At 62.9% G+C, this 22,995-nt stretch carries 21 protein-coding genes; 16 read left to right on the forward strand and 5 right to left on the reverse strand.

The window, feature by feature from the left end:
• Window positions 1-1,161, reverse strand: a complete 1,161-nt coding sequence (locus SO140_RS07775) for an autotransporter outer membrane beta-barrel domain-containing protein (protein ID WP_498542403.1) — start codon at window positions 1,159-1,161, stop codon at window positions 1-3.
• A gap of 383 nt (window positions 1,162-1,544) precedes the next feature.
• Between SO140_RS07775 and SO140_RS07780 the strand changes: the two genes are divergently transcribed.
• The gene (locus SO140_RS07780) at window positions 1,545-1,748 is read left to right on the forward strand and encodes a cold-shock protein (protein ID WP_027523877.1); all 204 of its coding nucleotides are present in this window, start codon (window positions 1,545-1,547) and stop codon (window positions 1,746-1,748) included.
• An 87-nt stretch (window positions 1,749-1,835) separates the two neighbouring features.
• Here the strand turns inward: SO140_RS07780 and purN are convergent, their stop codons facing one another.
• Both purN and purM read right to left on the reverse strand, forming a co-directional pair.
• Window positions 1,836-2,489, reverse strand: a complete 654-nt coding sequence (gene purN, locus SO140_RS07785) for a phosphoribosylglycinamide formyltransferase (protein WP_449378519.1) — start codon at window positions 2,487-2,489, stop codon at window positions 1,836-1,838.
• Window positions 2,490-2,494: 5 nt separating this feature from the next.
• The gene (gene purM, locus SO140_RS07790; protein ID WP_449378520.1) at window positions 2,495-3,568 is read right to left on the reverse strand and encodes a phosphoribosylformylglycinamidine cyclo-ligase; all 1,074 of its coding nucleotides are present in this window, start codon (window positions 3,566-3,568) and stop codon (window positions 2,495-2,497) included.
• A 153-nt stretch (window positions 3,569-3,721) separates the two neighbouring features.
• Between purM and SO140_RS07795 the strand changes: the two genes are divergently transcribed.
• From SO140_RS07795 to ppx, 4 genes are all read left to right on the forward strand, one after another.
• Window positions 3,722-4,264, forward strand: a complete 543-nt coding sequence (locus SO140_RS07795) for a CDP-alcohol phosphatidyltransferase family protein (protein WP_449378521.1) — start codon at window positions 3,722-3,724, stop codon at window positions 4,262-4,264.
• A gap of 92 nt (window positions 4,265-4,356) precedes the next feature.
• Complete coding sequence (locus SO140_RS07800) at window positions 4,357-5,034, forward strand: P-loop NTPase family protein (RefSeq protein WP_449378522.1); 678 nt, start codon at window positions 4,357-4,359, stop codon at window positions 5,032-5,034.
• Window positions 5,035-5,195: 161 nt separating this feature from the next.
• The gene (locus tag SO140_RS07805; protein WP_449378628.1) at window positions 5,196-7,385 is read left to right on the forward strand and encodes an RNA degradosome polyphosphate kinase; all 2,190 of its coding nucleotides are present in this window, start codon (window positions 5,196-5,198) and stop codon (window positions 7,383-7,385) included.
• Window positions 7,386-7,400: 15 nt separating this feature from the next.
• Entirely contained in the window at window positions 7,401-8,903 is a 1,503-nt protein-coding gene (gene ppx / locus SO140_RS07810) for an exopolyphosphatase (protein ID WP_449378523.1), read from the forward strand.
• A gap of 93 nt (window positions 8,904-8,996) precedes the next feature.
• Here the strand turns inward: ppx and SO140_RS07815 are convergent, their stop codons facing one another.
• The gene (locus tag SO140_RS07815) at window positions 8,997-9,857 is read right to left on the reverse strand and encodes a TerC family protein (RefSeq protein ID WP_449378524.1); all 861 of its coding nucleotides are present in this window, start codon (window positions 9,855-9,857) and stop codon (window positions 8,997-8,999) included.
• A gap of 15 nt (window positions 9,858-9,872) precedes the next feature.
• Window positions 9,873-10,295, reverse strand: a complete 423-nt coding sequence (gene ndk / locus SO140_RS07820) for a nucleoside-diphosphate kinase (protein ID WP_027522612.1) — start codon at window positions 10,293-10,295, stop codon at window positions 9,873-9,875.
• 296 nt (window positions 10,296-10,591) lie between these two features.
• Here ndk and SO140_RS07825 point away from each other — a divergent pair, with 296 nt between their 5' ends.
• The 11 genes from SO140_RS07825 (at window position 10,592) to SO140_RS07875 (ending at window position 22,947) form a co-directional block, all read left to right on the forward strand.
• Entirely contained in the window at window positions 10,592-10,840 is a 249-nt protein-coding gene (locus tag SO140_RS07825; protein WP_449378525.1) for a sulfur globule protein precursor, read from the forward strand.
• Between the two features lie 194 nt (window positions 10,841-11,034).
• On the forward strand, window positions 11,035-11,217 hold the full coding sequence (locus SO140_RS07830) for a hypothetical protein (RefSeq protein ID WP_254094860.1): 183 nt from the start codon (window positions 11,035-11,037) through the stop codon (window positions 11,215-11,217).
• Between the two features lie 48 nt (window positions 11,218-11,265).
• A complete protein-coding gene (locus SO140_RS07835; RefSeq protein ID WP_449378526.1) occupies window positions 11,266-13,128 on the forward strand; it encodes an ABC-F family ATP-binding cassette domain-containing protein in 1,863 nt (620 codons plus the stop codon).
• Between the two features lie 562 nt (window positions 13,129-13,690).
• Window positions 13,691-15,211, forward strand: a complete 1,521-nt coding sequence (locus tag SO140_RS07840) for a sensor histidine kinase (protein ID WP_498542404.1) — start codon at window positions 13,691-13,693, stop codon at window positions 15,209-15,211.
• Window positions 15,212-15,219: 8 nt separating this feature from the next.
• The gene (locus tag SO140_RS07845) at window positions 15,220-15,837 is read left to right on the forward strand and encodes a response regulator (RefSeq protein WP_449378528.1); all 618 of its coding nucleotides are present in this window, start codon (window positions 15,220-15,222) and stop codon (window positions 15,835-15,837) included.
• Window positions 15,838-15,970: 133 nt separating this feature from the next.
• Entirely contained in the window at window positions 15,971-16,390 is a 420-nt protein-coding gene (locus SO140_RS07850; protein ID WP_449378529.1) for a response regulator, read from the forward strand.
• A gap of 188 nt (window positions 16,391-16,578) precedes the next feature.
• Window positions 16,579-17,526: a formylglycine-generating enzyme family protein gene (locus tag SO140_RS07855; protein WP_498542405.1), complete on the forward strand. Its 948-nt coding sequence runs from the start codon at window positions 16,579-16,581 to the stop codon at window positions 17,524-17,526.
• Window positions 17,523-19,199 (forward strand): arylsulfatase, encoded by a 1,677-nt coding sequence (locus SO140_RS07860; RefSeq protein ID WP_474799566.1) that lies wholly within the window; start codon window positions 17,523-17,525, stop codon window positions 19,197-19,199. Before SO140_RS07855 ends, SO140_RS07860 begins: the two co-directional genes overlap by 4 nt.
• A 75-nt stretch (window positions 19,200-19,274) precedes the next feature.
• Window positions 19,275-20,306, forward strand: a complete 1,032-nt coding sequence (locus SO140_RS07865) for an HAD family hydrolase (protein WP_449378532.1) — start codon at window positions 19,275-19,277, stop codon at window positions 20,304-20,306.
• Between the two features lie 79 nt (window positions 20,307-20,385).
• Window positions 20,386-20,775, forward strand: coding sequence for a cyclic nucleotide-binding domain-containing protein (locus tag SO140_RS07870; RefSeq protein ID WP_449378533.1), 390 nt, complete (start codon window positions 20,386-20,388; stop codon window positions 20,773-20,775).
• 9 nt (window positions 20,776-20,784) lie between these two features.
• Window positions 20,785-22,947: an adenylate/guanylate cyclase domain-containing protein gene (locus SO140_RS07875; RefSeq protein ID WP_498542406.1), complete on the forward strand. Its 2,163-nt coding sequence runs from the start codon at window positions 20,785-20,787 to the stop codon at window positions 22,945-22,947.
• Window positions 22,948-22,995: the final 48 nt, after the last annotated feature.

Here is a 22,995-nt window from a genome sequence, read left to right on the forward strand (position 1 = left end):
CTACCATCTGTACTCGAAGCCGACCGTGCCCTGGTGTGACCGCAACTCGTTGCGGAACTTACCGTCATAATTGACGTAGAGGCGCGCAGTGTTGGTCAGGCTGAGCGAAGCGGACGCGCCGGTGTCGAGGCCGTAGCGGCTCTCGCCGATGCCGGGCACTACGAGGCCCTGCGTGCCGAGGCTGACCTGGATCGATCCCAGGTCCTGATAGAAATTGTCGACGAACTTGCCGTAGGCGGAGAGGTCCAGGATCTTCTGGTCGAATATGAAGTAGCGCCCGACCTCGGCGCCGAGCATGAGGCGCGCGCGAGCGAGTGCGGACGAGCCGACGGTCAGGGGAAAGAGGCTGCCCGTCTCCTGAAACGAGGCGCTGGTGGCGCGGACATATTCCAGCGCACCTTTCGGGACGAAGCGGGCCTGGTCCTGGGTCCAGTAGTAGCTCATCTCGGTCAGCGCGCCGTCGATGGTGGCGCGATAGCCCGCGGTCGCAAAGCCGAAGCCGGTGTCCCGGCTGGAATGGACGTTGCCGAAGCCGTGCACGAGCGCAAAAGCCCAGGTCCAGGGTCCCTTGTCGACCGAGCCGTTGACGCCGAGCTGGGTCAGATCCAGCGTCGCCGATTGCAGCGCCAGAGGCACGTCGATGTCGGTATGGCTCTGATCGACGGAGAAGCCGAGATTGACTCCCGGCGCAAGCCGCGCGCCGAAGCCCGCGACTCCGCCGATGGTCGTGCGCTTGTCGCCGACGAAGTCACCCTGCGCGTCGGTTCGCGTTGAAATGCCGTAACCCTCAAACCAGGTCCGGTAGCGCGGCCCTTCCGCCGCCTCCGCAGCACCGCCGCCGCCGGGATTGGTGCGGGAGGTCCGGTCGAAGCCGTTCGAGGCCTGGTTGCCCAGCCGCTCCAGGAAACTGGAGCCGAGGTTGAGCGTTGTGTTGCCCGCCGACTGGCCGTAGTTCATCGCGGTTGGCGTCGGTGACGGCGTAGGTGTCGGGGTGGGCGTTGGGGTCGCTGTGGGCGTTGGTGTCGGCGTCTGCGCATGGGCCGGCGCGACCAGGATCATCAGGGAGAGCGCAAGGGCGATCGCGGTGATGCTCGCGGCCCGCCGGACAAAACCCGGCCGGCTCGTCCGCCTAGTCCCTGAAGGCTGCGATAGGCGGCGCATGACGACACAATTCCCGAAGCAAATGGCGGCGCGCAAAAATGCAACACGCATCGCGGCACCTGCGACGATTTGCGCTGAACCGGCGTGAAGGGTCAATCGCTTGGGCGGCATCGAACGGGGTGATTACCCCGCCCTGTGGTACCGCTGCCACAGGTCACGAACTCTGCCGTCGCGCGCCGGATCGGGACTTGAATTTTGCACGCTGCTTGCTAGCGCGCGATTTTCATGTTGCAATATCCGGCACAATCGGATTTGGCCGCTCGACTGTGCGTTTCGCGACATTGAGACTCAAGACTCGAACAGACTTCCGGAAGCCCGTTTGTGGCGTGGCACGCGCAAAGACGTGACCGCGTCTTTTTTATGTCTGAAGGAGGAGACTGGCGATGCAAAAGGGCACCGTCAAATGGTTCAACCCGACAAAGGGCTATGGCTTCATCAAGCCGAATGGCGGCGACAAGGACGTGTTCGTCCATATCTCCGCAGTCGAGCGCGCTGGGCTGACCACCCTTAATGAAAATCAGGTGGTTGAATACGATCTCGTGGAGAACCGCGGCAAGACCTCGGCGGAGAACCTCAGGGTTCACTGACTTTCTGCCCACGATCGACTGACACGCATGAATTCCCCCGGGCTCCGCCCGGGGGATTTCGTTTGTGGCTCAAGCCTGCATGGCGCTTCAGCTCACCACCGGCGAGATCAAGAAATTCTCCGAGCCGCCGCTCCCCCCCGTCTTGCAGACATCGCCGTCGATTCGGACCTTGCCGGTCGCAAGCAGGCGCAGCGCTTCGGGATAGATGCGGTGCTCGACTTCGAGGATACGTTCGGAGAGCGTATCCGCCGTGTCGTTGTCGCTGACGGGAACCGCGCCCTGCATCACGATTGGGCCGGCATCGGTCGCGGGGATCACGAAGTGCACCGTCGCGCCGGACAGCTTGACGCCCGCGCGCAAAGCCTGGCCGTGCGGATCAAGACCGGGGAAGGACGGCAGCAGCGAGGGATGGATGTTGAGCATTCGTCCGTACCAGCTTTGCGTGAACTCTGCCGTGAACAGCCGCATGAAGCCGCCGAGACAGATCAGCTCGATGCCGTGCTGGTCGAGCGCGGCATGCAGCGCCGCCTCGAAGCCGGCGCGGTCCTTACCGAACGGCTTGCTCTCGATCACCAGCGTCTTTACGCCGCTCGCCCTCGCCTTCTCCAGGCCCAGTGCGGCGGCCTTGTTCGAAATGACGAGCGAGATCTCCGCCGGAAAATCCGGTGCGGCGGCGGCCTTGATCAGCGCCGCCATGTTGGAGCCTCGGCCTGAGATCAGGATGGCGACACGGCGCTTCATGGGTTTTACAGCGACAGATCGAGTTGGCCGTTATAAACGACGCGATGCTCGCCCTCGGCCGGGATCACAGTGCCGAGTTGCGCCGCCGTCTCGCCGGCATCGGTGAAGACCTCGATCACCTTGTCGGCGGCATCCGGCTCGACGATCGCGATCATGCCGATGCCGCAGTTGAAGGTGCGCAGCATTTCGAGCTCGGCGATGCCGCCTTGCGCCGCCAGCCATTTGAACACCGGCAGCACCGGCAAGCGGGCGAGATCGATGCCGACACCGAGATGTTTCGGCAGCACGCGCGGGATGTTGTCGGTGAAGCCGCCGCCGGTGATGTGGGCAAGGCCCTTCACCGCGCCGGTCTCGCGGATCGCGCGCAGGCAGGATTTGACATAGAGCCGGGTCGGCGCGAGCAGCGCCCCCCCGAGCGTCATGACCGGCGCAAACGGCGCCTGGGCCTCGAAGCCCAGGCCGGACTGCTCGACGATCTTGCGCACCAGCGAGAAGCCGTTGGAATGCACGCCCGAGGACGCGAGCCCGATCACTGCATCGCCCGCGGCGATATCCTTGCGCGGCAGTAGCGTCCCGCGCTCGGCAGCACCAACCGCGAAACCGGCGAGATCATAGTCGCCGTCCTTGTAGAGGCCCGGCATCTCGGCGGTCTCGCCGCCGATCAATGCGCAACCTGACTCGCGGCAGCCTTCGGCAACGCCCGCGACGATCGACGCAGCAGCCTCGGGGTCGAGCTTGCCGCAGGCGAAATAGTCGAGGAAGAACAGCGGCTCAGCCCCCTGCACCACGAGGTCGTTGACGCTCATCGCGACGAGGTCGATGCCGATCCCGCCATGCAGGCCGGTCTCGATAGCGATTTTGACCTTGGTGCCGACACCGTCGGTGGCGGCGACCAGGACCGGGTCCTTGAACCCGGCTGCCTTGAGATCGAACAGGCCACCAAAACCGCCGATCTCGGCATCGGCGCCGGCACGCGCGGTGGCGCGCACCATCGGCTTGATCAGGTCGACCAAGCGATTGCCCGCATCGATGTCGACGCCTGAATCGGCGTAGGTAAGGCCGTTTTTGCGGTCGGTCATGCCGGATTTCCAGTGGATTTGCGGCTGGTTACGTCGAATTCGAGGGTTGCGCAATGGCTCGCAAGAGGCCTGAGGCTATACTATGTAGATATCAACCGGTTCAGCCTCCAAAGGGCCGGATTCGAGGTCACACCGGGTGCCGGGAAGCGCCGCGTGAGTATTCCGAACATCATTACCCTGGGCCGCATTATGCTGGTCCCGATCATCGTCTGGGCGATTGTGTCGAGCCAAATGGAGGTGGCGTTCGCCGTCTTCCTGATCGCCGGCATCAGCGACGCCGTCGACGGCTTCCTGGCCAAGCGCTTCAACATGAGGAGCGAGCTCGGCGCCCTGCTCGATCCGCTCGCCGACAAGGCGCTGCTGGTCTCGATCTATCTGGCACTCGGCATCTGGGGCGACATCCCGCGCTGGATCGTGATTCTGGTGGTCTCCCGCGACATCATGATCGTCGCCGCCGTGATCGTCTCCTGGCTGTTCGACAAGCCGGTCGAGATGAAGCCGTCGAAAGTGTCGAAGCTCAACACTGCAGCCCAGGTGGCGTATGCGGCGTTGGTGCTGGCCTCCCTTGCCTTCGGCTTCAACCCCGGACCCTATGATATAATCCTGATGGGCCTCGTCACGGTCTTCACGCTCTCCTCCGTGTCGCTCTATCTCGTCGAGTGGCTGCGACACATGAGCACGATCGAGGCGAAATGAGGGGGATGCGGCCCCGCAAAAGGCCAACTCCCGCCCGATAGGTCGAATCTCTTCGAACAAAGCCGGCCCGTCCGGCATGGAGCAAAGCAAGCGTGGCAGGCCGCGTTCATCCCCGACAACTGGCGTTTTCGCTTCCGCATGCGGAAAGCCTGAGCCGGGACAATTTTCTCGAAGGCCCCGCCAACGCCGCCGGTCTCGCCCTGATCACCGGTTGGCCCGAATGGCCAAACCGGATCATGTGGCTGGCGGGGCCCGAAGGCTCAGGTAAGAGCCACCTCGCCGCCATCTGGGCCGAAGAGGCGGGCGCCCGCTCCACTACCGCCAATGCATTGACTGCGGCCGCCGTGCCTGGAGCGCTCGCCACGGGCGCACTGGTCGTCGAGGACCTGAAAGCGAAGGATTTGGATGAGCGCGCGCTCTTCCATCTGTTGAACCTCGCGCGCGAGGACGGCGCCTACGTCCTGCTCACAGGCCGCGAGGTACCGGCGGCACTGGATATCGAGCTGCGCGACCTCCGCTCGCGCCTGCGCGCCGTGCCGGTGGTGTCGCTCCTGCCGCCGGACGACCAGCTTTTCCGCGGCCTGATCGTCAAGTTCTGCGCAGACCGCCAACTGAGCGTGGATGAGAGCGTGGTCAGCTATCTCGCGACCCGCCTGGAGCGCTCCTCCGCCGCCGCGCGGCGGGCCGTGGAGTTGCTCGACGGCGAAGCCCTGCGGCTCGGCCGGCCCGTGACCCGCGCACTGGCGGCCGAGCTGCTCCGCGACGCCTGACATTTCCAGTCCCTTTTGCAGGCCCCCGCCCACCTCGACCGCTTGACGCGGCCGAGCGGCGGAACATCAATGTCATCGAAACGTCATCGCATTAACACATGCTCCCGCCGGTTTTGCGCGTAAGTCGCAAAGTAAGGCGAGACAATATGGACCGACTTCTCATGGACTCCGCGCAAGCTATTGAAATCAAAGAAAAAGAACTAGAAGCGACGGGTCTGCCGGCGATCGCCACGAGCCCCGAGCGATTCATCAATCGCGAGCTCTCCTGGCTACATTTCAACCGCCGGGTCCTGGAGGAATCCGTCAACTCCCACCACCCGGTGCTGGAGCGGGTGCGATTCCTGTCGATTTCGGCGAATAACCTTGATGAGTTCTTCATGGTCCGCGTCGCCGGCATCAAGGCGCAGGTCCGAGAGGGTATCCCCGAGCGCAGCCCCGACGGCCTGACCCCGTCCGAGCAACTCGCCCTGATCAACCGGACCGTCTCGCAACTCGCAAGCGACCAGCAGGCGATCTGGCGCGATCTGCGCGGCACGCTTGCCGAGGTCGGCATCGTGCTGGTGGACGGCAAGGATGTCACCAAGGCAGAGCGGACGTGGCTGGAGGACTACTTTCTCCACAACGTATTCCCGCTGCTCACCCCGCTTGCGATCGATCCCGCCCACCCCTTCCCGTTCATTCCGAGCCTCGGCTTCACCATCGCCCTGCAGCTCACGCGCGCCGCCGACGGCAGGCAGATGAACGCGCTGATCCGCATGCCCGGCAAGATCGACCGCTTCATCAAACTGCCCGTTGATGGCGTGACGCGGCTGATCCCGCTCGAGCAGGCTACCGCACTCTTCATCAACCGTCTGTTCCCCGGCTATACCGTGCACGGCCAGGGCGCCTTCCGCATCATCCGCGACTCCGAAATGGAAATCGAGGAAGAGGCCGAAGACCTCGTTCGCGTGTTCGAGACGGCGCTGAAGCGCCGCCGCCGTGGATCGGTGATCCGGCTCGAGGTCGATGCCAAGACGCCTGAGCAACTGCGCAACTTCGTGCAGCACGCGCTTTCAGCTGCCGATGACGAAGTGTTCCTGGTCGACGGCGTGCTCGCCATGAACGAGCTGTCGCAGCTCACCCGCCTCGATCGCCCCGACCTCGAATTCACCCCGTACGTGCCCCGTCATCCCGAGCGCGTGCGCGAGCATGGCGGCGACATCTTCGCTGCGATCCGGCAAAAGGACCTCATCGTCCACCATCCCTATGAATCCTTCGATGTCGTGGTGCAGTTTCTCCAGCAAGCCACGCGCGACCCCGACGTCGTCGCGATCAAGCAGACGCTCTACCGCACCTCCAACAATTCGCCGATCGTGCGCGCGCTGGCCGAGGCCGCCGAGGCGGGCAAGTCCGTCACCGCGCTGATCGAGCTCAAGGCGCGCTTCGACGAGGAAGCGAATATCCGCTGGGCGCGCGACCTCGAGCGCGCCGGCGTGCAGGTCGTCTACGGCTTCCTCGAGCTGAAGACGCATGCAAAACTCTCGATGGTCGTGCGCCGCGAGGGCGGCAGCCTCACCACCTATGTTCACACCGGCACCGGCAACTACCATCCGGTGACCGCGCGCATCTACACCGATCTCTCCTACTTCACCTCGGACCCGACCATCGGCCGCGACGCTGCGCGCGTGTTCAACTTCATCACCGGCTACGCGGCACCGAGCGATCTCGACAAGATGGCGGTATCGCCGCTGACGCTGCGCAAGCGCATCCTCGAGCACATCCAGGGCGAGATCGAGTATGCACGGCACGGCAAGCCTGGCGCGGTCTGGATGAAGATGAATGCCCTGGTCGACCCCGACATCATCGACGCGCTCTACGAGGCGTCTCAAGCCGGCGTCCAGGTCGAGCTCGTGGTGCGCGGTATCTGCTGCCTGCGGCCGGGTATCCCCGGCCTGTCAGAGAACATCCGCGTCAAGTCGATCATCGGGCGCTTCCTCGAGCACGGTCGAATCTACTGTTTCGGCATGGGCCAGGGCCTGCCGAGCGCGAAAGCGGCTGTGTATATCTCGTCAGCCGACATGATGCCGCGCAATCTCGATCGCCGTGTCGAAGTGCTGTGCCCGCTGCAAAATCCAACGGTACATCAGCAGGTTCTCGAACAGATCATGGTCGCGAATCTGAAGGACAACGAGCAGAGCTGGCAATTGTTGCCCGATGGATCGTCAACGCGTATGAAAGCCGCGAAGGGCGAGGAGCCTTTCAACGTGCACAACTACTTCATGACAAATCCGAGTCTGTCTGGCCGTGGAAAGTCGCTCAAGGAATCCTCGCCGCGGCGTCTCACGCGCCGGAACGAACGTCATCAGTCCTGATTGGGGATTGTTGCCGTGACACGGCCGCGCAAACGTGGCGCAAGCGTCGCGGTGATCGATATCGGCTCCAACTCGGTTCGTCTCGTCGTCTACGAGGCGTTGGCGCGGAGCCTCATTCCGATCTTCAACGAGAAGACGCTCTGCGGCCTCGGCCGCGAGGTGCAGAGCACCGGTCTGCTCGCGCCCGACGCGGTCGACAAGGCGCTGACCTCGCTGAAGCGATTTCGGGCACTCTGCCGCGTGATGCAGGTCGGCCGCGTCTTTGCGATCGCGACTGCCGCGTGCCGGGACGCCTCCAACGGCCCCGACTTCATCGCCAAGGCCGAGCGTATCTGCGCGGTGAAGATCGAGATCCTGTCGGGCCCGCGCGAGGCACGGCTCTCGGCGCTCGGCGTCGTCTCCGGCATCCACCACCCCGACGGCATCGTCGGTGATCTCGGCGGCGGCTCGCTGGAGCTCGTCGAGGTCCACCGCAACAGCGTGCGCAGCGGCGTGACGCTGCCGCTGGGCGGGCTCGCCCTGCAGGATCTCGCGCATAAATCGCTGAAGCGCGCCGACCGTATCGTGCGCGAGGAACTCGACGCCGTGGCGCAGCTCAAGGCCGGGCATGGCCGCACCTTCTATGCGGTCGGCGGCACATGGCGCGCACTCGCCCGCATCCACATCATCCAGAGCGGCTATCCGCTCCAGGTGATGCACGGCTATTCGATACCGGCGGCGGATGCGCTGGATTTTGCGCGACGCCTGCGGCGCCTGGTTGCGTCCAACATGCTCGCCGACATCGAAGTAGTCGCCGACGCGCGGCGGCCGCTCCTCACCTATGCCGCGCTGGTGCTCGAGCACATCATCCGCGTCGCCCGGCCGAAGACGATCGCGTTCTCGACCTTCGGCGTGCGCGAAGGCCTGCTGCACGAGAAGCTGTCGGAAGCCGAACGTGCCAAGGACGGATTGATCTGCGCTGCGGAAGAGCTGAACCAACTGATGTCGCGCTCGGCGCGCCATGCCCGCGAGCTGATCGAGTGGACCGACCGCTTCGTGCGCGTGGTGAAGCTGCGCGAGACGGAAGAGGACCGCAGGCTTCGCCACACCGCGTGTCTGCTCTCCGACATCGGCTGGCGCGTCCATCCCGACCACCGCGGCGAGCAGACGCTGAGCCTCGTGGTAAACGGCAATTTCGGCGCGATCAGCCACGAAGGCCGCGCCTTCGTCGGCCTGTCGGTGTTCTATCGCTATGCAGGCTTGAGCGAAGAGAACCAGCCGCCGCTGACGATGCAGGAGCTGCTCACGCCTGCGCATCTCGAGCGCGCGCGGCTCTTGGGCGCCGCGTTCCGCGTTGCGCATCTGATCTCGGCGGCCCGGCCCGGCGTGCTGCCCGCCACCCATTTCCGCAGCACTGGCCGCAAGCTGATGCTGGTGTTCGAGCACCGCCTCGGCGATCTCGTCGCCGATCGCGTCGGCGGCCGCTTCAAGCAGCTCGCCCGTCTGGTCGGCCGCTCGGGGTCGATCGTAAGGCGTTAGACTAGAGCACGATCCGGAAAAGTGTGCAGCGGTTTTCCCCTCGCGACAAACGCGGAACGCGTTTGCGCGGAGATCATGCTCAAACGATAAAGTTTATTCAGCCGACACCTTGGCGTGGCGTTCGGAAGCTTCGAGCGCAGCTACATGCAGGCTGCGCCGGCGCCAGATATAGCCGACGACCAGCACGACGATGACGCCGAGCACGGCGCAGAGATATTCGGCACCCGCGCCGCCATGGGCAAATTGCGGCGGGATGCGCAAGCCCGCAAGCAGCGTGTCCAGCGATACGCCGACCGGACCGTCGGACAGCGCATGCAGCTTCGGCTCGACGCCCGGATCGGTCGCGATCACCTCGCCGGCGATCCAGCCGAGCAAAGCCGCGCCGGCCCAGACCAGGATCGGCAGTTTTGACAGCAGCGCCATAATCAGCGCGGCGCCGGCCACGATCAGGGGAACGCTGATCGCAAGGCCGAGGACCAGGAGCGGCACGCTGCCATTGGCGGCGGCCGCAACCGCGATCACGTTGTCCAGACTCATGATGATGTCGGCGACAACGACGATCTGCACCGCCTGCCACAGATGCGAGGCCGAGGCGACGTCGTCCTCGTCCTCGTTCTCCGGCACCAAAAGCTTGGCGGCGATCACGATCAAAGCGAGACCGCCGACCAGCTTGAGGTATGGCAGCGCCATCAGGCTCGCGACGATGCCGGTGAAGACGATGCGCAGCAGCACAGCGGCCCCCGCACCTAGCACCATGCCCCACAACCGATGCCGCGGCTTCAGCCCGCGGCATGCAAGCGCGATCACCAGCGCATTGTCGCCGGAGAGCAGGATATTGATCCAGATGATCTTGCCGACCGCGACCCAGAACGCCGGCTCGGCCATTTCATTGCGGAACTGGGTGAAGAACGACCCGAGCGTGGCGGGGTCGAAGATCTGCCAGAGCCAGTTCACAATGCGTCCTTCCGATCAGCCGACGATCTCGTTGCCCGAGAAGAACTGGGCGATCTCGATCACGGCCGTCTCGGGGGCGTCGGAGCCATGCACCGAGTTCTCGCCGATCGACTTGGCGTAGAGCTTGCGGATGGTGCCATCGGCCGCCTTCGACGGGTCGGTCGCGCCCATCGCCTCGCGGTACTTGGCGATCGCGCCCTCGCCTTCCAGCACCTGCACGACCACGGGGCCGGAGGTCATGAACTCGACGAGCTCGCCGAAGAACGGACGGGCCTTGTGCACGGCATAGAAGGTCTCGGCCTGGCCCTTGGTCATACGGATGCGCTTCTGGGCGACGATGCGCAGGCCGGCCTTCTCGATCACGGCGTTGACCGCACCGGTCAGGTTACGCTCGGTCGCGTCGGGCTTGATGATCGAGAAGGTGCGTTCAATCGCCATGGTTCTGTCCTTGAGAAGGGGGGTGATTTGGAGTTGCCGGGCTTATATCGGCGCGATCGGCGAACGGCAAGCGACCGGCCAAAAGGGCCTCACAGGCGGATCGCCGCGGGGGCCGGATTCCTTAATTACTATTATTTCATCGAGATGAACCCAATCTGCAACGTCCATTCAGGCCCCGGTTCAGGATCACCGGCTTAATGTCGGGGCCATCGAGACGCGTTCTGCCCTTCAAGAGGCGTTTCGGCGGCCATTCCATCGACGCGCAGGCCCGCGCCGGCAGTTTTGAGGAGATCACGATGTTGAGGAAACTTTCGCTTGCTGCAGTCGCCGCGGTCGGGCTGGGTGCCGCGCTGGCTCCGACCTCTGCCTCCGCCCATTGGTATGGCGGCGGTTGGCATGGCGGCTGGCACCATGGCTGGGGCTGGGGCGCACCGCGTTTCTATGCCGGCGGCCCCGTCTCCTACGGCTATGGCGGCTGCTATGTGCGCCAGCTGGTCCCGACCCCCTGGGGACCCCGCTGGCGGCTGGTGAACCGCTGCTACTGAGCCCGTCAGCACCTTCCAAGAGAACTTCCAGAAGAAGCCCCGGCGTCCCCCACCCGCCGGGGCTTTGCCTTGAGCGCACATTGCCGCGCTCATACAATTTTTACGAGAATGAAAGGCGGTCCCCATCGGGACCGAAACTATTTCGCGGACAGTGACTTGGTAGGGTGTCCTTGCTTTTCACGATGGAACCCGCGATGCCTCGCCAATCCGCCAACGACAGCGAACAGATGGACCGGCGGACCAGCCGATCGATCTGCGACGCCATCGGCGAACGGCTCCAGCAGAGCCTACGGCCCGAGCCGCGGCTTCCGACATATCTCGAGCACCTCGTGAACGAGCTGCGCAAGCGGGATCGCGACCGCGATCCGCAGAACTAGGCGTAACAACGGGGTTGCGTTTGCCTCGCGCTGCGGTGACAAGGCCGCATGCTCACCATCACCGACCTTTCGGTCCGCCTCGCCGGACGCCTCCTGATCGACCAGAGCTCCGTGCAGATCACGCCCGGTTCGCGCGTCGGCCTGGTGGGACGCAATGGTACCGGCAAGTCGACGCTGTTCAAAGTGATCCGCAGCGAGCTCGCCGCCGAGCATGGCTCGGTCGCGCTGCCGCCGCGCTGGCACATCGGCAGCCTGGCACAGGAGGCGCCTGACGGCCCGGAAAGCCTGATCGAGGTCGTGCTCAAGGCCGATCTCGAGCGCGACGCGCTGCTGCGCGAGGCCGACACCGCGCACGACCCGCATCGCATCGCGGAGATCCAGACCCGGCTCGTCGACATCGATGCGCATTCGGCCCCTGCCCGCGCGGCTGCGATTCTCAGCGGCCTCGGCTTCTCGGCCGCGAACCAGTTGCGCGCCTGCTCGGAGTTCTCCGGTGGCTGGCGGATGCGCGTGGCGCTTGCCGCGACGCTGTTTGCAGCGCCCGACCTCCTGCTGCTTGACGAGCCCACCAACTATCTCGATCTCGAAGGCACGCTGTGGCTGGAGGACCACCTCGCCCATTATCCCCGCACCGTGATCGTGATCAGCCACGACCGCGATCTCCTCGAAAGCTCGGTCGACCAGATCCTGCACCTGGATCGCGGCAAGCTGACGCTCTATCGCGGCAGCTACTCGTCATTCGAGGAGCAGCGCGCCGCGCGGGAAATGCTGGATGCCAAGCAGGTCAAGCGCCAGGAGGCCGAGCGGGCACGCCTGCAAGCCTTCGTCGACCGCTTCAAGGCCAAAGCCTCCAAAGCGCGTCAGGCCCAGTCGCGCGTCAAGATGCTGGAGCGGCTGAAGCCGATCACGGCGCTGGTGACGCAGGACGTGCACGAGATCAGCTTCCCGCCGCCGGAGAAGACGCTGTCGCCACCGATCATCGCCGTCGACAACGTCTCGGTCGGCTATGATCCTGCGACCCCCGTGCTGAGCCGCGTCACCTTGCGCATCGACAATGACGACCGCATCGCGCTCTTGGGCGCCAACGGAAACGGCAAGTCGACGCTGGTGAAGCTGCTCGCAGGCAAGCTCACGCCGTTCTCCGGCAGGGTCACACGCGCCGACAAACTGTCGATCGCCTATTTCGCGCAGCACCAGCTCGACGAGTTGAACGAGGATGCCTCCGCCTACGACCACGTCCGCAAGCTGATGGGCGATGCGCCCGAGGCCAAGGTACGCGCGCGCGCCGGCGCGATCGGCTTTTCCGGCAAGGCGGCCGACACCAAGGCCGGCAAGCTGTCCGGCGGCGAGAAGGCGCGGCTGCTGCTGGGCCTTGCGACCTTCTTCGGCCCCAACATGATCATCCTGGACGAGCCGACCAACCATCTCGACATCGACAGCCGCGCCGCGCTTGCGGAGGCGATCAACGACTTTCCCGGCGCCGTCATCATGGTCTCGCACGACCGCTACCTGATCGAGGCCTGTGCCGAGCGGCTTTGGCTGGTCGCGGACCGCACGGTGACGAACTATGACGGCGATCTCGACGACTACCGGCGCGTGGTGCTGTCGGCGGCAAGCGTGGATAACGGCCCACGCGAGCGCAATGGCGCAAGCGAGAAGCCGCAGCGGGCGCGATCGGACAATCGTGGCCCGCTGAAGAAGCGCATCGCAGAGGCCGAGGCCGAGATCGCGCGCGTCAGCGAGATCATCGCCAAGATCGATACCGCACTCGCCCTCCCCGACATCTTCACCCGCGACCCCAAGCAGGCCGCGCAGCTCTCCAAAGCACGCGCCAACGCCGCCGACGCGCTCACGCGGGCTGAGGAGCAATGGCTCGAGGCCAGCGCGCAATATGACGAGGCGGCGGGTTAGAGCTCCGCGGCTGCTAGGCCGTCACCAAAAATCTGAAAAACAACCCCATGCAAAGTAGAGGTGTAATAATACCTCAACCTCTAAAACCGTCGGCGATGAGTATCTGATCCGCCGAGCCGGTCATCGACCGCGACAAATTGGTTGATGGCACAGATCGCACATCTCACCGCCTTTGCTACGCGATAGCCTTGCCGGATCGATGAAAGCCGAGGTTTTCTCGATGTGCCGCGCGAAGCCTCACAGTTTCTGGCGCTTGCGTGCCCCTATTGGGCTCCACAAAACGAGAAGACTTCTTCTGTGCAGCTTGCTGTATTTCGGATCGCCAAGCCACGCGGACGAGACAGCGAAGCACATTCTGATCTTGCATTCCTACAACTACACATTTCCAGCCACGTCCATGGCCTCAGACGCCGCGCGCAGCCGTATACTGGAGCGGTCGCCGCAGAAGATCGAGCTCGACGCCGAATATCTCGACCTCGCCCGCTTTGCCGAGCCGGGCCACGAGTCTCTGATGGCCCATTTTCTCCGCGACAGATACACGAACAGGCGGCCCGACATCGTCATGGTCATCGGCGGCGATGCCTTGCCATTTGTCATACAGCACCGGGATGATTTCGCGCCTCATGTTCCCGTCGTGTTTCTCGGTGTCTCACGGCAGGGCTACTCGGCTGCAAAGCCGCCGTCTGACGTGACCGGCCACATTGTCGACCTCGACGCAAATCTGAATGGAACCATCGCTCTGGCCGAGCGCCTTCAACCGGATACGCGTCGCCTCTTCGTCATTGCAGGTAGCGGTCTTGTCGACCGCCGATGGCAACCGATCGCTCGGAGAGCCGTCGAGGCGCGAGATCGTAAGCTCGAGACGACCTATCTGTTCGATCTGCGCTACGACGAAGTCATCGCCAAGGTCGCCGAGATCCCTAGCGACTCGATCGTCATTCTCCTTTCGATGTTTCGCGACGGCGCCGGGAGGGCACTGATGCCGTCCGAGGTCGCGGCCCAGCTCATCAAGTCTTCGTCGGCACCGATTTATGCACCCTATCCCTATCCGGTGAGAGGCTTTATCGGCGGGTTCAGCGAAAGCTACGAAGCAATGGGCCGCACCGCTGGCGACATCGCGCGCGAAATTCTTGCAGGCAAGGACCCAACCTCGATTCCTCCTCGAACCAGCTCCGAAGCGGCTTACCGGGTCGACTACCAGGCCATGCAACGTTGGGGCCTGAGCGAGAGCAATCTTCCGCCCGGCTCGGTGGTTCTCTTCAAGGCGCCCGGCGCTTGGGAGCTCTATCATCGCTACATCATCGGAGCGGGCTCCCTCATCGTCCTCCAGTCGCTCCTCATAGCCGCCCTCATCGCGCAGCGATCGCGCCGCTGGGCGGCGGAGCAAGACAATCGCTCGAAGGAGAGCGCGCTGCGGACCAGCTATGAGCAACTGCGCTACCTTGCCGGCCGACTGATTCATGCGCAAGACGAAGAGCGTCGGAGGATCGCACGAGAATTGCACGACGATGTCGGCCAGCGCGTCGCCTCGCTGTCAATCGGATTGAGCAGCCTGAGACGCGGTCTCCCGGGATCGCAGGAGCCGATCAGGGCCGAACTGTCGCAGCTTCAGCGGCTGACAGTCGATCTGGCGGAAGATATGCGCGACCTCTCGCATGGTCTGCATCAGGGTGTGCTCGAACATGCAGGTTTGCCAGAGGCGTTGCGCGAACGCTGCGAAGAGATCGCCCGTGACTCGAACACATCGATCGATCTCGATGTCGCCGAAGGCTGTACGGCGGTCAGGGACGACGTCAAGCTGTGCCTGTACAGGGTTGCGCAGGAAGCACTGCGCAACATCGCCAAGCACGCCCATGCCCGGACCGGGCGTATTTCGGTCGCGCGCGAGGACGGTCAAATCGTGATGAGGATTGCCGACGACGGGGACGGTTTCGACGCTGACGCCTCCGGCAGCCAGTGCGGCCTCGGGCTTCTGAGCATGCGCGAGCGCGTGAGGATGCTGGGCGGCACGTTCGAGATCAAGTCGGCACCGAAGGCAGGCACCGTTGCCACCATCTGCATTCCGGCCGGGGGATTGCATTGAGACCGCGCGTGATCCTCGCTGATGACCATGTGATGGTCGCGGAAGGGCTCGGCCGGCTGGTCGGCGAAGTCGCCGACCTCGTTGCGCAAGTCGACAATGGAAAACAGCTCGTCGAGGCCGTGCAGCGATTGAAACCCGACATCGTCGTGTCCGATGTCACCATGCCCGTCATGAGCGGACTGGAGGCCCTTCGCCAGCTCAAGGCAGGAGGCTCGAAGGCTCGTTTCATCTTCCTGACGGTTCACACCGAACCACAACTCGCAACGCAGGCGATACGCGACGGCGCATGCGGTTACCTTCTCAAGGCAGCCGCCGGAGAGGAATTGCTCGACGCGATCCGAGCAGTCATGGCAGACCGTATCTATCTAACGCCACATATCACCAAGGACGTGCTGGAGACGATGTCACGCTCCGCCGATGCCGGTAGATCCTCGCTCTCGTCGCGCCAGCTGGAAGTGCTGCGGCTGATCGCGCAGGGCAATCGCATGAAAGAGATCGCCGCCCAGCTTGGGATCTCCGTGAGAACAGTGGAAGATCACAAGAGCCAGTTACTTGCAGCACTCGGCGTCAAGAGCACTGCCGATTTGGTAAAATTTGCCATCAAACAAGGTCTCATTCCCGAGTGAGATGACCGGGAAATCCGGGTGCCCCTGCCCCGTGATATCCACGCTCGAAGTTTCGACTTTCCCCGATGTGTTCGTTTGCTTGGACGCGTAGGTTTGGCGCGAACTCAAGGCACCGCCAACCGCCGAGACGGACATGAGGCGAATACGTGTCATCTTGGCAGAGGATCACCCCGAGATGGCTCAGCGCCTGCAAGCCCTGCTCGACTCCCGTTACGACGTCCACGTCGTGCCCGATGGACAGGCCCTGATCGCGGCCGCGCGTCTCGAGGCTCCCGACCTCATCATCAGCGATATCGCGATGCCCGGCATCAGCGGATTGACGGCAGCGCGCCGAATCCTGGACACGCGTCCGCAGTCCCTCATCCTCTTCGCGACTGTTCTGCACGAACCCGCAATCATCCTGCGAGCGCTCGCGGAAGGTGCGCGGGGCTATGTCGTGAAATCCGATGCAGGCGACGAGTTGGTGGACGCGGTCGAAACCGTTCTTGCAGGGGGGAAATACGTTTCATCTTCCGCGCGAACCGCGCTCGGCGGCGGGCTGAGGAGCGACTGAGAGCAAAAGAGATTCAAGTCGACAAAAAGAAGGCTGCCGATAAGGCGGTGGAGCAGATCGAGAGGCACGGTGAATGATCAATTCCCTTTTTGCAACGGTCGCGGCTCCGCGGTCTCGCCCGGATGACCGCGCACGAGCCCCGTTGCCCGCCACCGGAGCCGGCACTTCGAGATGCGAGGACAACGCCGATGTTGACGACTGACCACAAGGGCATGACCCTTATCCCCGGTGGCACGTTCAGAATGGGTTCGAACCAGCACTATCCGGAGGAAGCTCCTGTGCACCGTGTCGCAATTGATCCGTACTGGATCGACTGTACGCCGGTCACGAACCGTCAGTTCAAGGCATTCGTGAAGGCGACGGGCCACGTCACGTTTGCTGAAATCCCGCCCGATCCGAAGGACTATCCGGGTGCATTGCCCCATATGCTCTATGCCGGCTCGCTTGTTTTTGTGCCTCCCCAGCGACCGGTTGACCTCCACGACTGGAGCCAATGGTGGACCTTCATGAAAGGTGCCGATTGGCGCCACCCTTACGGTCCGAAGAGCAGTATCGCCAATCTCGACGATCATCCTGTGGTGCACGTCGCCTACTCCGATGCGCTCGCTTACGCGCACTGGGTCGACAAAGACCTACCAACCGAGGCTGAATGGGAATTCGCTGCGCGAGGGGGCCTGGATGGCGCGGAGTTCGCCTGGGGTGACGAGCTCACGCCAGGAGGCAAGCACATGGCCAACACCTGGCAGGGCAGCTTCCCGCATCAGAATCGCTGCGATGATGGCTTCGCACTCACCTCGCCGGTGATCGCTTTTCCGCCCAACGCCTATGGCGTCTACGACATGATCGGCAACGTCTGGGAATGGACCAGCGACTGGTACACGCCAAGCCACGAAGCCGATGCGCCGAAGGCCTGTTGCGTTCCAGAGAACCCACGCGGTGGATGTCAACAGCAGAGCTACGATCCCTGCCAGCCCAATATCAAGATCCCGCGAAAAGCTCTGAAGGGCGGCTCGCACCTCTGCGCCCCGAACTACTGCCGCCGCTACCGCCCGGCCGCTCGCCACGCTGAGCCGGTCGATACCTCCACGACTCACGTCGGCTTTCGTTGTGTCATCCGCAAAAGGAGCGAAGCATGAGTGCGAATAGCGATCAAGACGCAATCAAAATGAAGGACGCAACCCTGAACCGACGCCGCATTCTGCTGGGTAGCACCGCGTTTGCAGCGACCTCCGCGCTTGCCGCTGCCGGGCAGCTCCAGGTGGGCGAGGCACAGGCGCAACAACCCGCTCCGTCCGGACAGCGGCCGAATATCCTCGTCATCTGGGGCGACGATGTCGGATTGGCCAACGTCAGTGCCTATTCGTTCGGCCTGATGGGATATAGGACGCCGAACATCGACCGTATCGCCCATGAAGGCTTGATGTTCACCGACTACTACGCCGAGCAGAGCTGCACTGCGGGACGCGCATCGTTTATCACGGGCCAATCCGGTCTGCGCACCGGAATGACCAAAGTTGGCCTGCCTGGCGCCGCGCTCGGCCTGCGTTCCGAGGACATCACCATTGCCGGGGCGCTCAAACCGTTCGGCTACGCCACCGGCCAATTCGGCAAGAACCACCTCGGCGATCGCAACGAATTCCTGCCGACAGTGCACGGCTTCGATGAATTCTTCGGCAACCTCTATCATCTCAATGCCGAGGAAGAGCCCGAGCGCGAGGACTATCCGAAGGACCCCTCGTTCAAGGCCAAATTCGGTCCGCGCGGCGTGCTCAAATGCAGGGCCACCGACCGCGACGACCCAACCGTCGATCCGCGGTTCGGCAAGGTCGGCACGCAGACCATCGAAGACACTGGCCCGCTTTCCAGGAAACGAATGGAAACGGTCGACGACGAGACGACCAACGCCGCGATCGACTTCATCAAGCGGCAGGTACAGGCCAACAAACCGTTTTTCTGCTGGTGGAATGCCACGCGCATGCACCTCTACACGCATGTGCGGCCGGAATACAGGGGGCGCAGCGGTCTGAGTGAATACATCGACGGCATGCTCGAACACGATGGGGACGTCGGGAGCCTGCTCAACGCACTCGACGATCTCGGCATCGGCAACAACACTATCGTGATTTATGGGACGGACAACGGCGTACACATGAACTCGTGGCCCGACGGCGGGATGACGCCGTTCCGCAGTGAGAAGAACACCAACTGGGAGGGCGCCTACCGCGTTCCTGCGATGATCCGCTGGCCAGGCCGCATCAAGCCGGGACAGGTCAGCAACGAAGTCTTCGCCGCACTCGACTGGTTCCCGACGTTGCTGGCCGCGGTCGGCGAGCCCGAAATAAAGAGCAAGTTGCTGACCGGCTACAGCTCGATGGGCAAGACGTTCAAGGTCCATCTCGACGGCTACAATCAGTTGCCGTTCCTCACTGGCCAGCAGGATAAATCCGAGCGCAAGGAGTTCTTCTATATCAACGACGACGCCGAGCTCGTAGCGATACGTTATCAAAACTGGAAGGTCGTGTTCTGTGAGCAGAAGACGCCCGGTACCCTCGATCTTTGGGGAGAACCGTTTGTCTGCCGGCGGTTGCCCAAGTTGTTCAACTTGCGAACGGATCCCTACGAGCGCGCGGATATCACATCAAATACCTACTACGACTGGACGATGCAGCGGGCATTCTTGTTTGTTCCGGCGCAAGCCTTCGTGGCGCAGTTTGTCGCGACATTCAAGGACTTCCCGCCACGGCAAAAGCCGTCAAGCTTCAGCGTCGATCAGATCATGAGTCAATTGGAGAGCGCGCACGGCGGTTGAAAGCCGCAAACGGAGCGCCGACCTGCGTTTAGGCTGGCCGGCGCTCCAAGGGATTCCGGTCAACGGGAGATCGCCATGACCGCCAGCATGCAGCAAGCGACCCGACGCTTGATTCTCGTCGCGTTGCTTGGAGCCACGTCTTGCCTGCTTGCAAGCCACGATGCGTCAGCGCAATCCGACCCGCTGCCGTCCTGGCACGACGGTGCGGCGAAGAGATCAATCACCGATTTCGTCGCACGCGTGGTTACGCCAGGCAGCGCGGATTTTGTGCGCCCCGCCGAGCGCATCGCGGTCTTCGATAATGATGGGACGCTTTGGTCTGAGCAGCCGGTCTATTTTCAGCTCGCGTTCGCACTTGATCGCATCAAAGCGATGATGCCGCAGCATCCGGAATGGAAGGACATGCAGCCATTCAAGGCGGCGATCGAGGACGACGCGAAGGGACTGGAGGCCGCCGGCGAGAAGGGGCTGCTCGAAATCGTGGCGGTCAGCCACGCTGAGATGACAACCGATGCCTTCTCCGGAACGGTTGCTGATTGGTTAGCGACGGCGCGCCACCCGCGTTTCAATCAGCCCTATGACAAGCTGGTCTACCAGCCGCAGCTCGAGCTCCTCGCCTACCTCCGTCAAAACGGCTTCAAGACGTTTATAGTATCGGGCGGTGGCGTCGAGTTCATGCGGGTATTCGCCGAGCGGACCTACGGTATTCCTCCCGAACAGGTCGTCGGTTCGTCCGGCGTGGTGAAGTTCCAACTCGGACCCAGCGGCACTCCCGAGCTAATCAAGCAGCCCAAGGTCGAATTCGTCGACGATGGCCCCGGAAAGCCGGTCGGTATCAACCGCTTCATCGGCCACCGGCCGATCCTCGCCTTCGGCAACTCTGACGGTGATCTTCAAATGCTGCAATGGACGATGGCCGGGCAAGGTCCCCGTTTTGCCGGCATCGTGCACCACACGGACGGCGCGCGGGAGTACGCCTATGACCGGCAATCCAAAGTTGGAAAACTCGACGAGGTATGGGACGAGGCTAAGCGGCGAGGATGGACCATCGTCGACATGAAGGAGGACTGGAAGCAGATCTTTCCGGCGGAAGGCGCAGGGAAGTAAACGATCCAACTTCAATCGGGATGCTCTTCCGAGCGCTGTTGGCCTGTCGTTAGAGCTTGGTAGAAACGGGTGGCCTGCCATGATCATCGAACCCAAAACGACGGACGCTCCGATCGCATCGATTCGGGAAGGCTTGGCTCGAAGGACCTATCCTGGAGGTTCGACGATCTTCGCGGAAGGCGAAACCGGAACGATCGCGTATGTCTTGCTTCGGGGCGATGTGACCATTTTTCTCCGGTTTGGAACCGATCAGGAGCGTGCCGTGACCGAGCTGAAGCCCGGCCAGATGTTTGGCGTGCACGCATTGATGGCAGGAGCGCAGCGCGCCGCATCGGCCTACACAAGAAATGGATGCGAGCTCTTGGCCATCAGCGAGAGCCGGCTCAAGCAGAAACTGGCGGAGGCCGATCCGTTCCTCCGGTACTGGGTCGACTATCTGTCTAAGCGCATCATTGATCTGTCCACGTAGTCGTTCTGAGTGGAGCTCAAAACCATGCGCTCTGCATCAGCTCGTAGCCCCCATATCCCGATCTTCGTGACGGTGCTCACGTTGTTTGTGCTGGCAGCGCTGCTCCTCGGAACTGCACTGACAATCACCAACTACGTCGAAACGCGCAGAACGGCCATCAAGGCAGCCACGGACACCTTCAAGGCAACGATCGACCGGATCAACGAGCGGCGGTTGGGATTTTTTGCCCCTGCCTTTTTGATAGCGGCACAGCTCAGCGAGGATCCATCCGTCAAGGAGTTTGACGGGCTGAAGACCTCGATTCAGGCCCTTATCCTGACCAGTTTGACGCTGAACCCGCAGATATCGGCAGCTTACGTCGGCTACGAAGATGGAGACTACTTCCAGATCCTGTCGATTTCGGAGACGGAGGTTGCTTTCGTTGCCGGGATCGGCGGGCCGCCGGCGACGCGCTTCGCGATACAGGAAATCCGTCACAATGTCGCGGGCACGCGCACGGAGACTTGGCGATTTCTCGATGCCGGCCGGCATCAGTTGGGCACGCGGAGCAACGACGCCGACTACGATCCCCGCCGTCGCGATTGGTATCGCGACGCCAGGGCGCATCCCCAGAAGATTATCCGGAATGTGCCGTACATCTTCGCCACCACGTCACAAGCTGGAATGACGCTCGCGAAGGCCTTTGAGGGCGGCGCGGTCGGCGTTGACATCACGCTTGACCGATTGATGGCCTACGTCCGGTCCGCCACGCTCAATGAACAACATCGCTTCGTGGCATTCGACGAGGAGAAGCGGGTCCTGGCTCATTCCGATCCCAGCCAGATGTTCAGGTCGTCCGGCACGGGGAAAGCCGAAGCGATCAACGTTGCCAGAGTCGGAGATCTTTCCGATCCGGTCGTCCGGGAGGCTATGCGGATATTCGATCAGGACGGTCCCTATTCCCTGGTTCGCTTCCGTGCTGCCGGTGCGGACTACCTCGCAACCGTCGTTCGCCAGGTTGCACGCGACGGAGGTGTGTTCTTCGTGCTCTATTCGGCTCCGCTTTCGGATTTCCTGGGAACATTGGCAGGTGCGGCTGCGCGAAGCATTCCTGCCGCGCTTCTCATTTTCGTCCTATCTCTGCCGGCGATTGCCTATCTGGCGCATTCGATTTCAAGGCCCGTCATGAGACTGGCGGGCGAGGCCGACCTGATCCGATCGTTCAGGCTGGACGATCCGATCGGGTTCGACTCGCGCGTCCGCGAAATCAACGTCCTGATCAGGTCGATGTCCGGGATGAAGAGCACGATCCGCGAGGTGTCGAAGTTCGTGCCGAAGGCACTCGTGAGGGACATCCTGCAAAGCGAGAGCGTGGTCGCGGTCGGCGGAGAGACTCGCAACATCAGCATCATGTTCACTGATGTTCAGGATTTCACGTCGATGGCCGGCGTCACTCCCGCCAAGGATCTGATGATGAATCTATCGACGTATTTTGAAGAGCTCGCCTCCGTGATCATCAGCGAGCAAGGCACCGTCGATAAGTTCATAGGCGACGCAATTTTCTCGTTCTGGAACGCACCGCAGCCGGTCGCTCGCCATCAGCATGTGGCCTGTCGCGCGTCGCTCAGGTGCCGAGCAGCCGCTCATCGCCTGTGCGAGCGCTGGAAAGAACTCGGCCTTGTGCCCTGGCACACCCGTTTCGGACTTCACGGGGGTGACGCGATTCTGGGCAACGTAGGTTCGACCGACCGGATCGACTACACTGCAATCGGCGACACAGTGAACGTCGCCTCTCGAATCGAGGGACTGAACAAATATTACGGGACCGAAATTCTGGCGAGCGGTCAAATCGCGGAAACCTGCTCGGACGAGTTTCTCTTTCGTCGCGTCGACAGGATTCAGCCGAAGGGAGCCGAAAACTCGTTTGATGTGTTCGAACTACTTGGTGCCCTGGAAGGTCCGGAGGACTGTCGTGCCACGCCAGCGATGCTGCGGCTCGCTGGCGATTGGCACAATGCTTACGAGGCATACTCCAGCCGGGACTGGATGCGCGCGTTCGAGGCCCTGGATACGTTTGCCCGAGAGCGTCCGGATGACGTGCTGGCTGGAATCTACCTCGATCGTGTGGTTGGTTTCTTGCTTGAGCCTCCGCCGGACAATTGGGATGGAATCATACGGTTTACCAGGAAGTGACGTCCCGCCAGACCGAACGATCTGTCGTGTGCGCTCATGGTCTCGGCG

The organism is Bradyrhizobium sp. UFLA05-108, from assembly GCF_059803455.1.

Excerpts from the sequence above, each read along its gene's own strand:
- ndk (WP_027522612.1), bottom strand. The coding sequence starts at position 10,295 with ATGGCGATTGAACGCACCTTCTCGATCATCAAGCCCGACGCGACCGAG.
- SO140_RS07850 (WP_449378529.1), top strand. The coding sequence starts at position 15,971 with ATGAGGCGAATACGTGTCATCTTGGCAGAGGATCACCCCGAGATGGCT.
- purN (WP_449378519.1), bottom strand. The coding sequence starts at position 2,489 with ATGAAGCGCCGTGTCGCCATCCTGATCTCAGGCCGAGGCTCCAACATG.
- SO140_RS07840 (WP_498542404.1), top strand. The coding sequence starts at position 13,691 with ATGGTCATCGGCGGCGATGCCTTGCCATTTGTCATACAGCACCGGGAT.
- SO140_RS07855 (WP_498542405.1), top strand. The coding sequence starts at position 16,579 with ATGTTGACGACTGACCACAAGGGCATGACCCTTATCCCCGGTGGCACG.
- purM (WP_449378520.1), bottom strand. The coding sequence starts at position 3,568 with ATGACCGACCGCAAAAACGGCCTTACCTACGCCGATTCAGGCGTCGAC.
- SO140_RS07870 (WP_449378533.1), top strand. The coding sequence starts at position 20,386 with ATGATCATCGAACCCAAAACGACGGACGCTCCGATCGCATCGATTCGG.
- SO140_RS07865 (WP_449378532.1), top strand. The coding sequence starts at position 19,275 with ATGACCGCCAGCATGCAGCAAGCGACCCGACGCTTGATTCTCGTCGCG.
- SO140_RS07830 (WP_254094860.1), top strand. The coding sequence starts at position 11,035 with ATGCCTCGCCAATCCGCCAACGACAGCGAACAGATGGACCGGCGGACC.
- SO140_RS07805 (WP_449378628.1), top strand. The coding sequence starts at position 5,196 with ATGGACTCCGCGCAAGCTATTGAAATCAAAGAAAAAGAACTAGAAGCG.
- SO140_RS07860 (WP_474799566.1), top strand. The coding sequence starts at position 17,523 with ATGAGTGCGAATAGCGATCAAGACGCAATCAAAATGAAGGACGCAACC.
- SO140_RS07780 (WP_027523877.1), top strand. The coding sequence starts at position 1,545 with ATGCAAAAGGGCACCGTCAAATGGTTCAACCCGACAAAGGGCTATGGC.
- SO140_RS07775 (WP_498542403.1), bottom strand. The coding sequence starts at position 1,161 with ATGCGCCGCCTATCGCAGCCTTCAGGGACTAGGCGGACGAGCCGGCCG.
- SO140_RS07825 (WP_449378525.1), top strand. The coding sequence starts at position 10,592 with ATGTTGAGGAAACTTTCGCTTGCTGCAGTCGCCGCGGTCGGGCTGGGT.
- SO140_RS07835 (WP_449378526.1), top strand. The coding sequence starts at position 11,266 with ATGCTCACCATCACCGACCTTTCGGTCCGCCTCGCCGGACGCCTCCTG.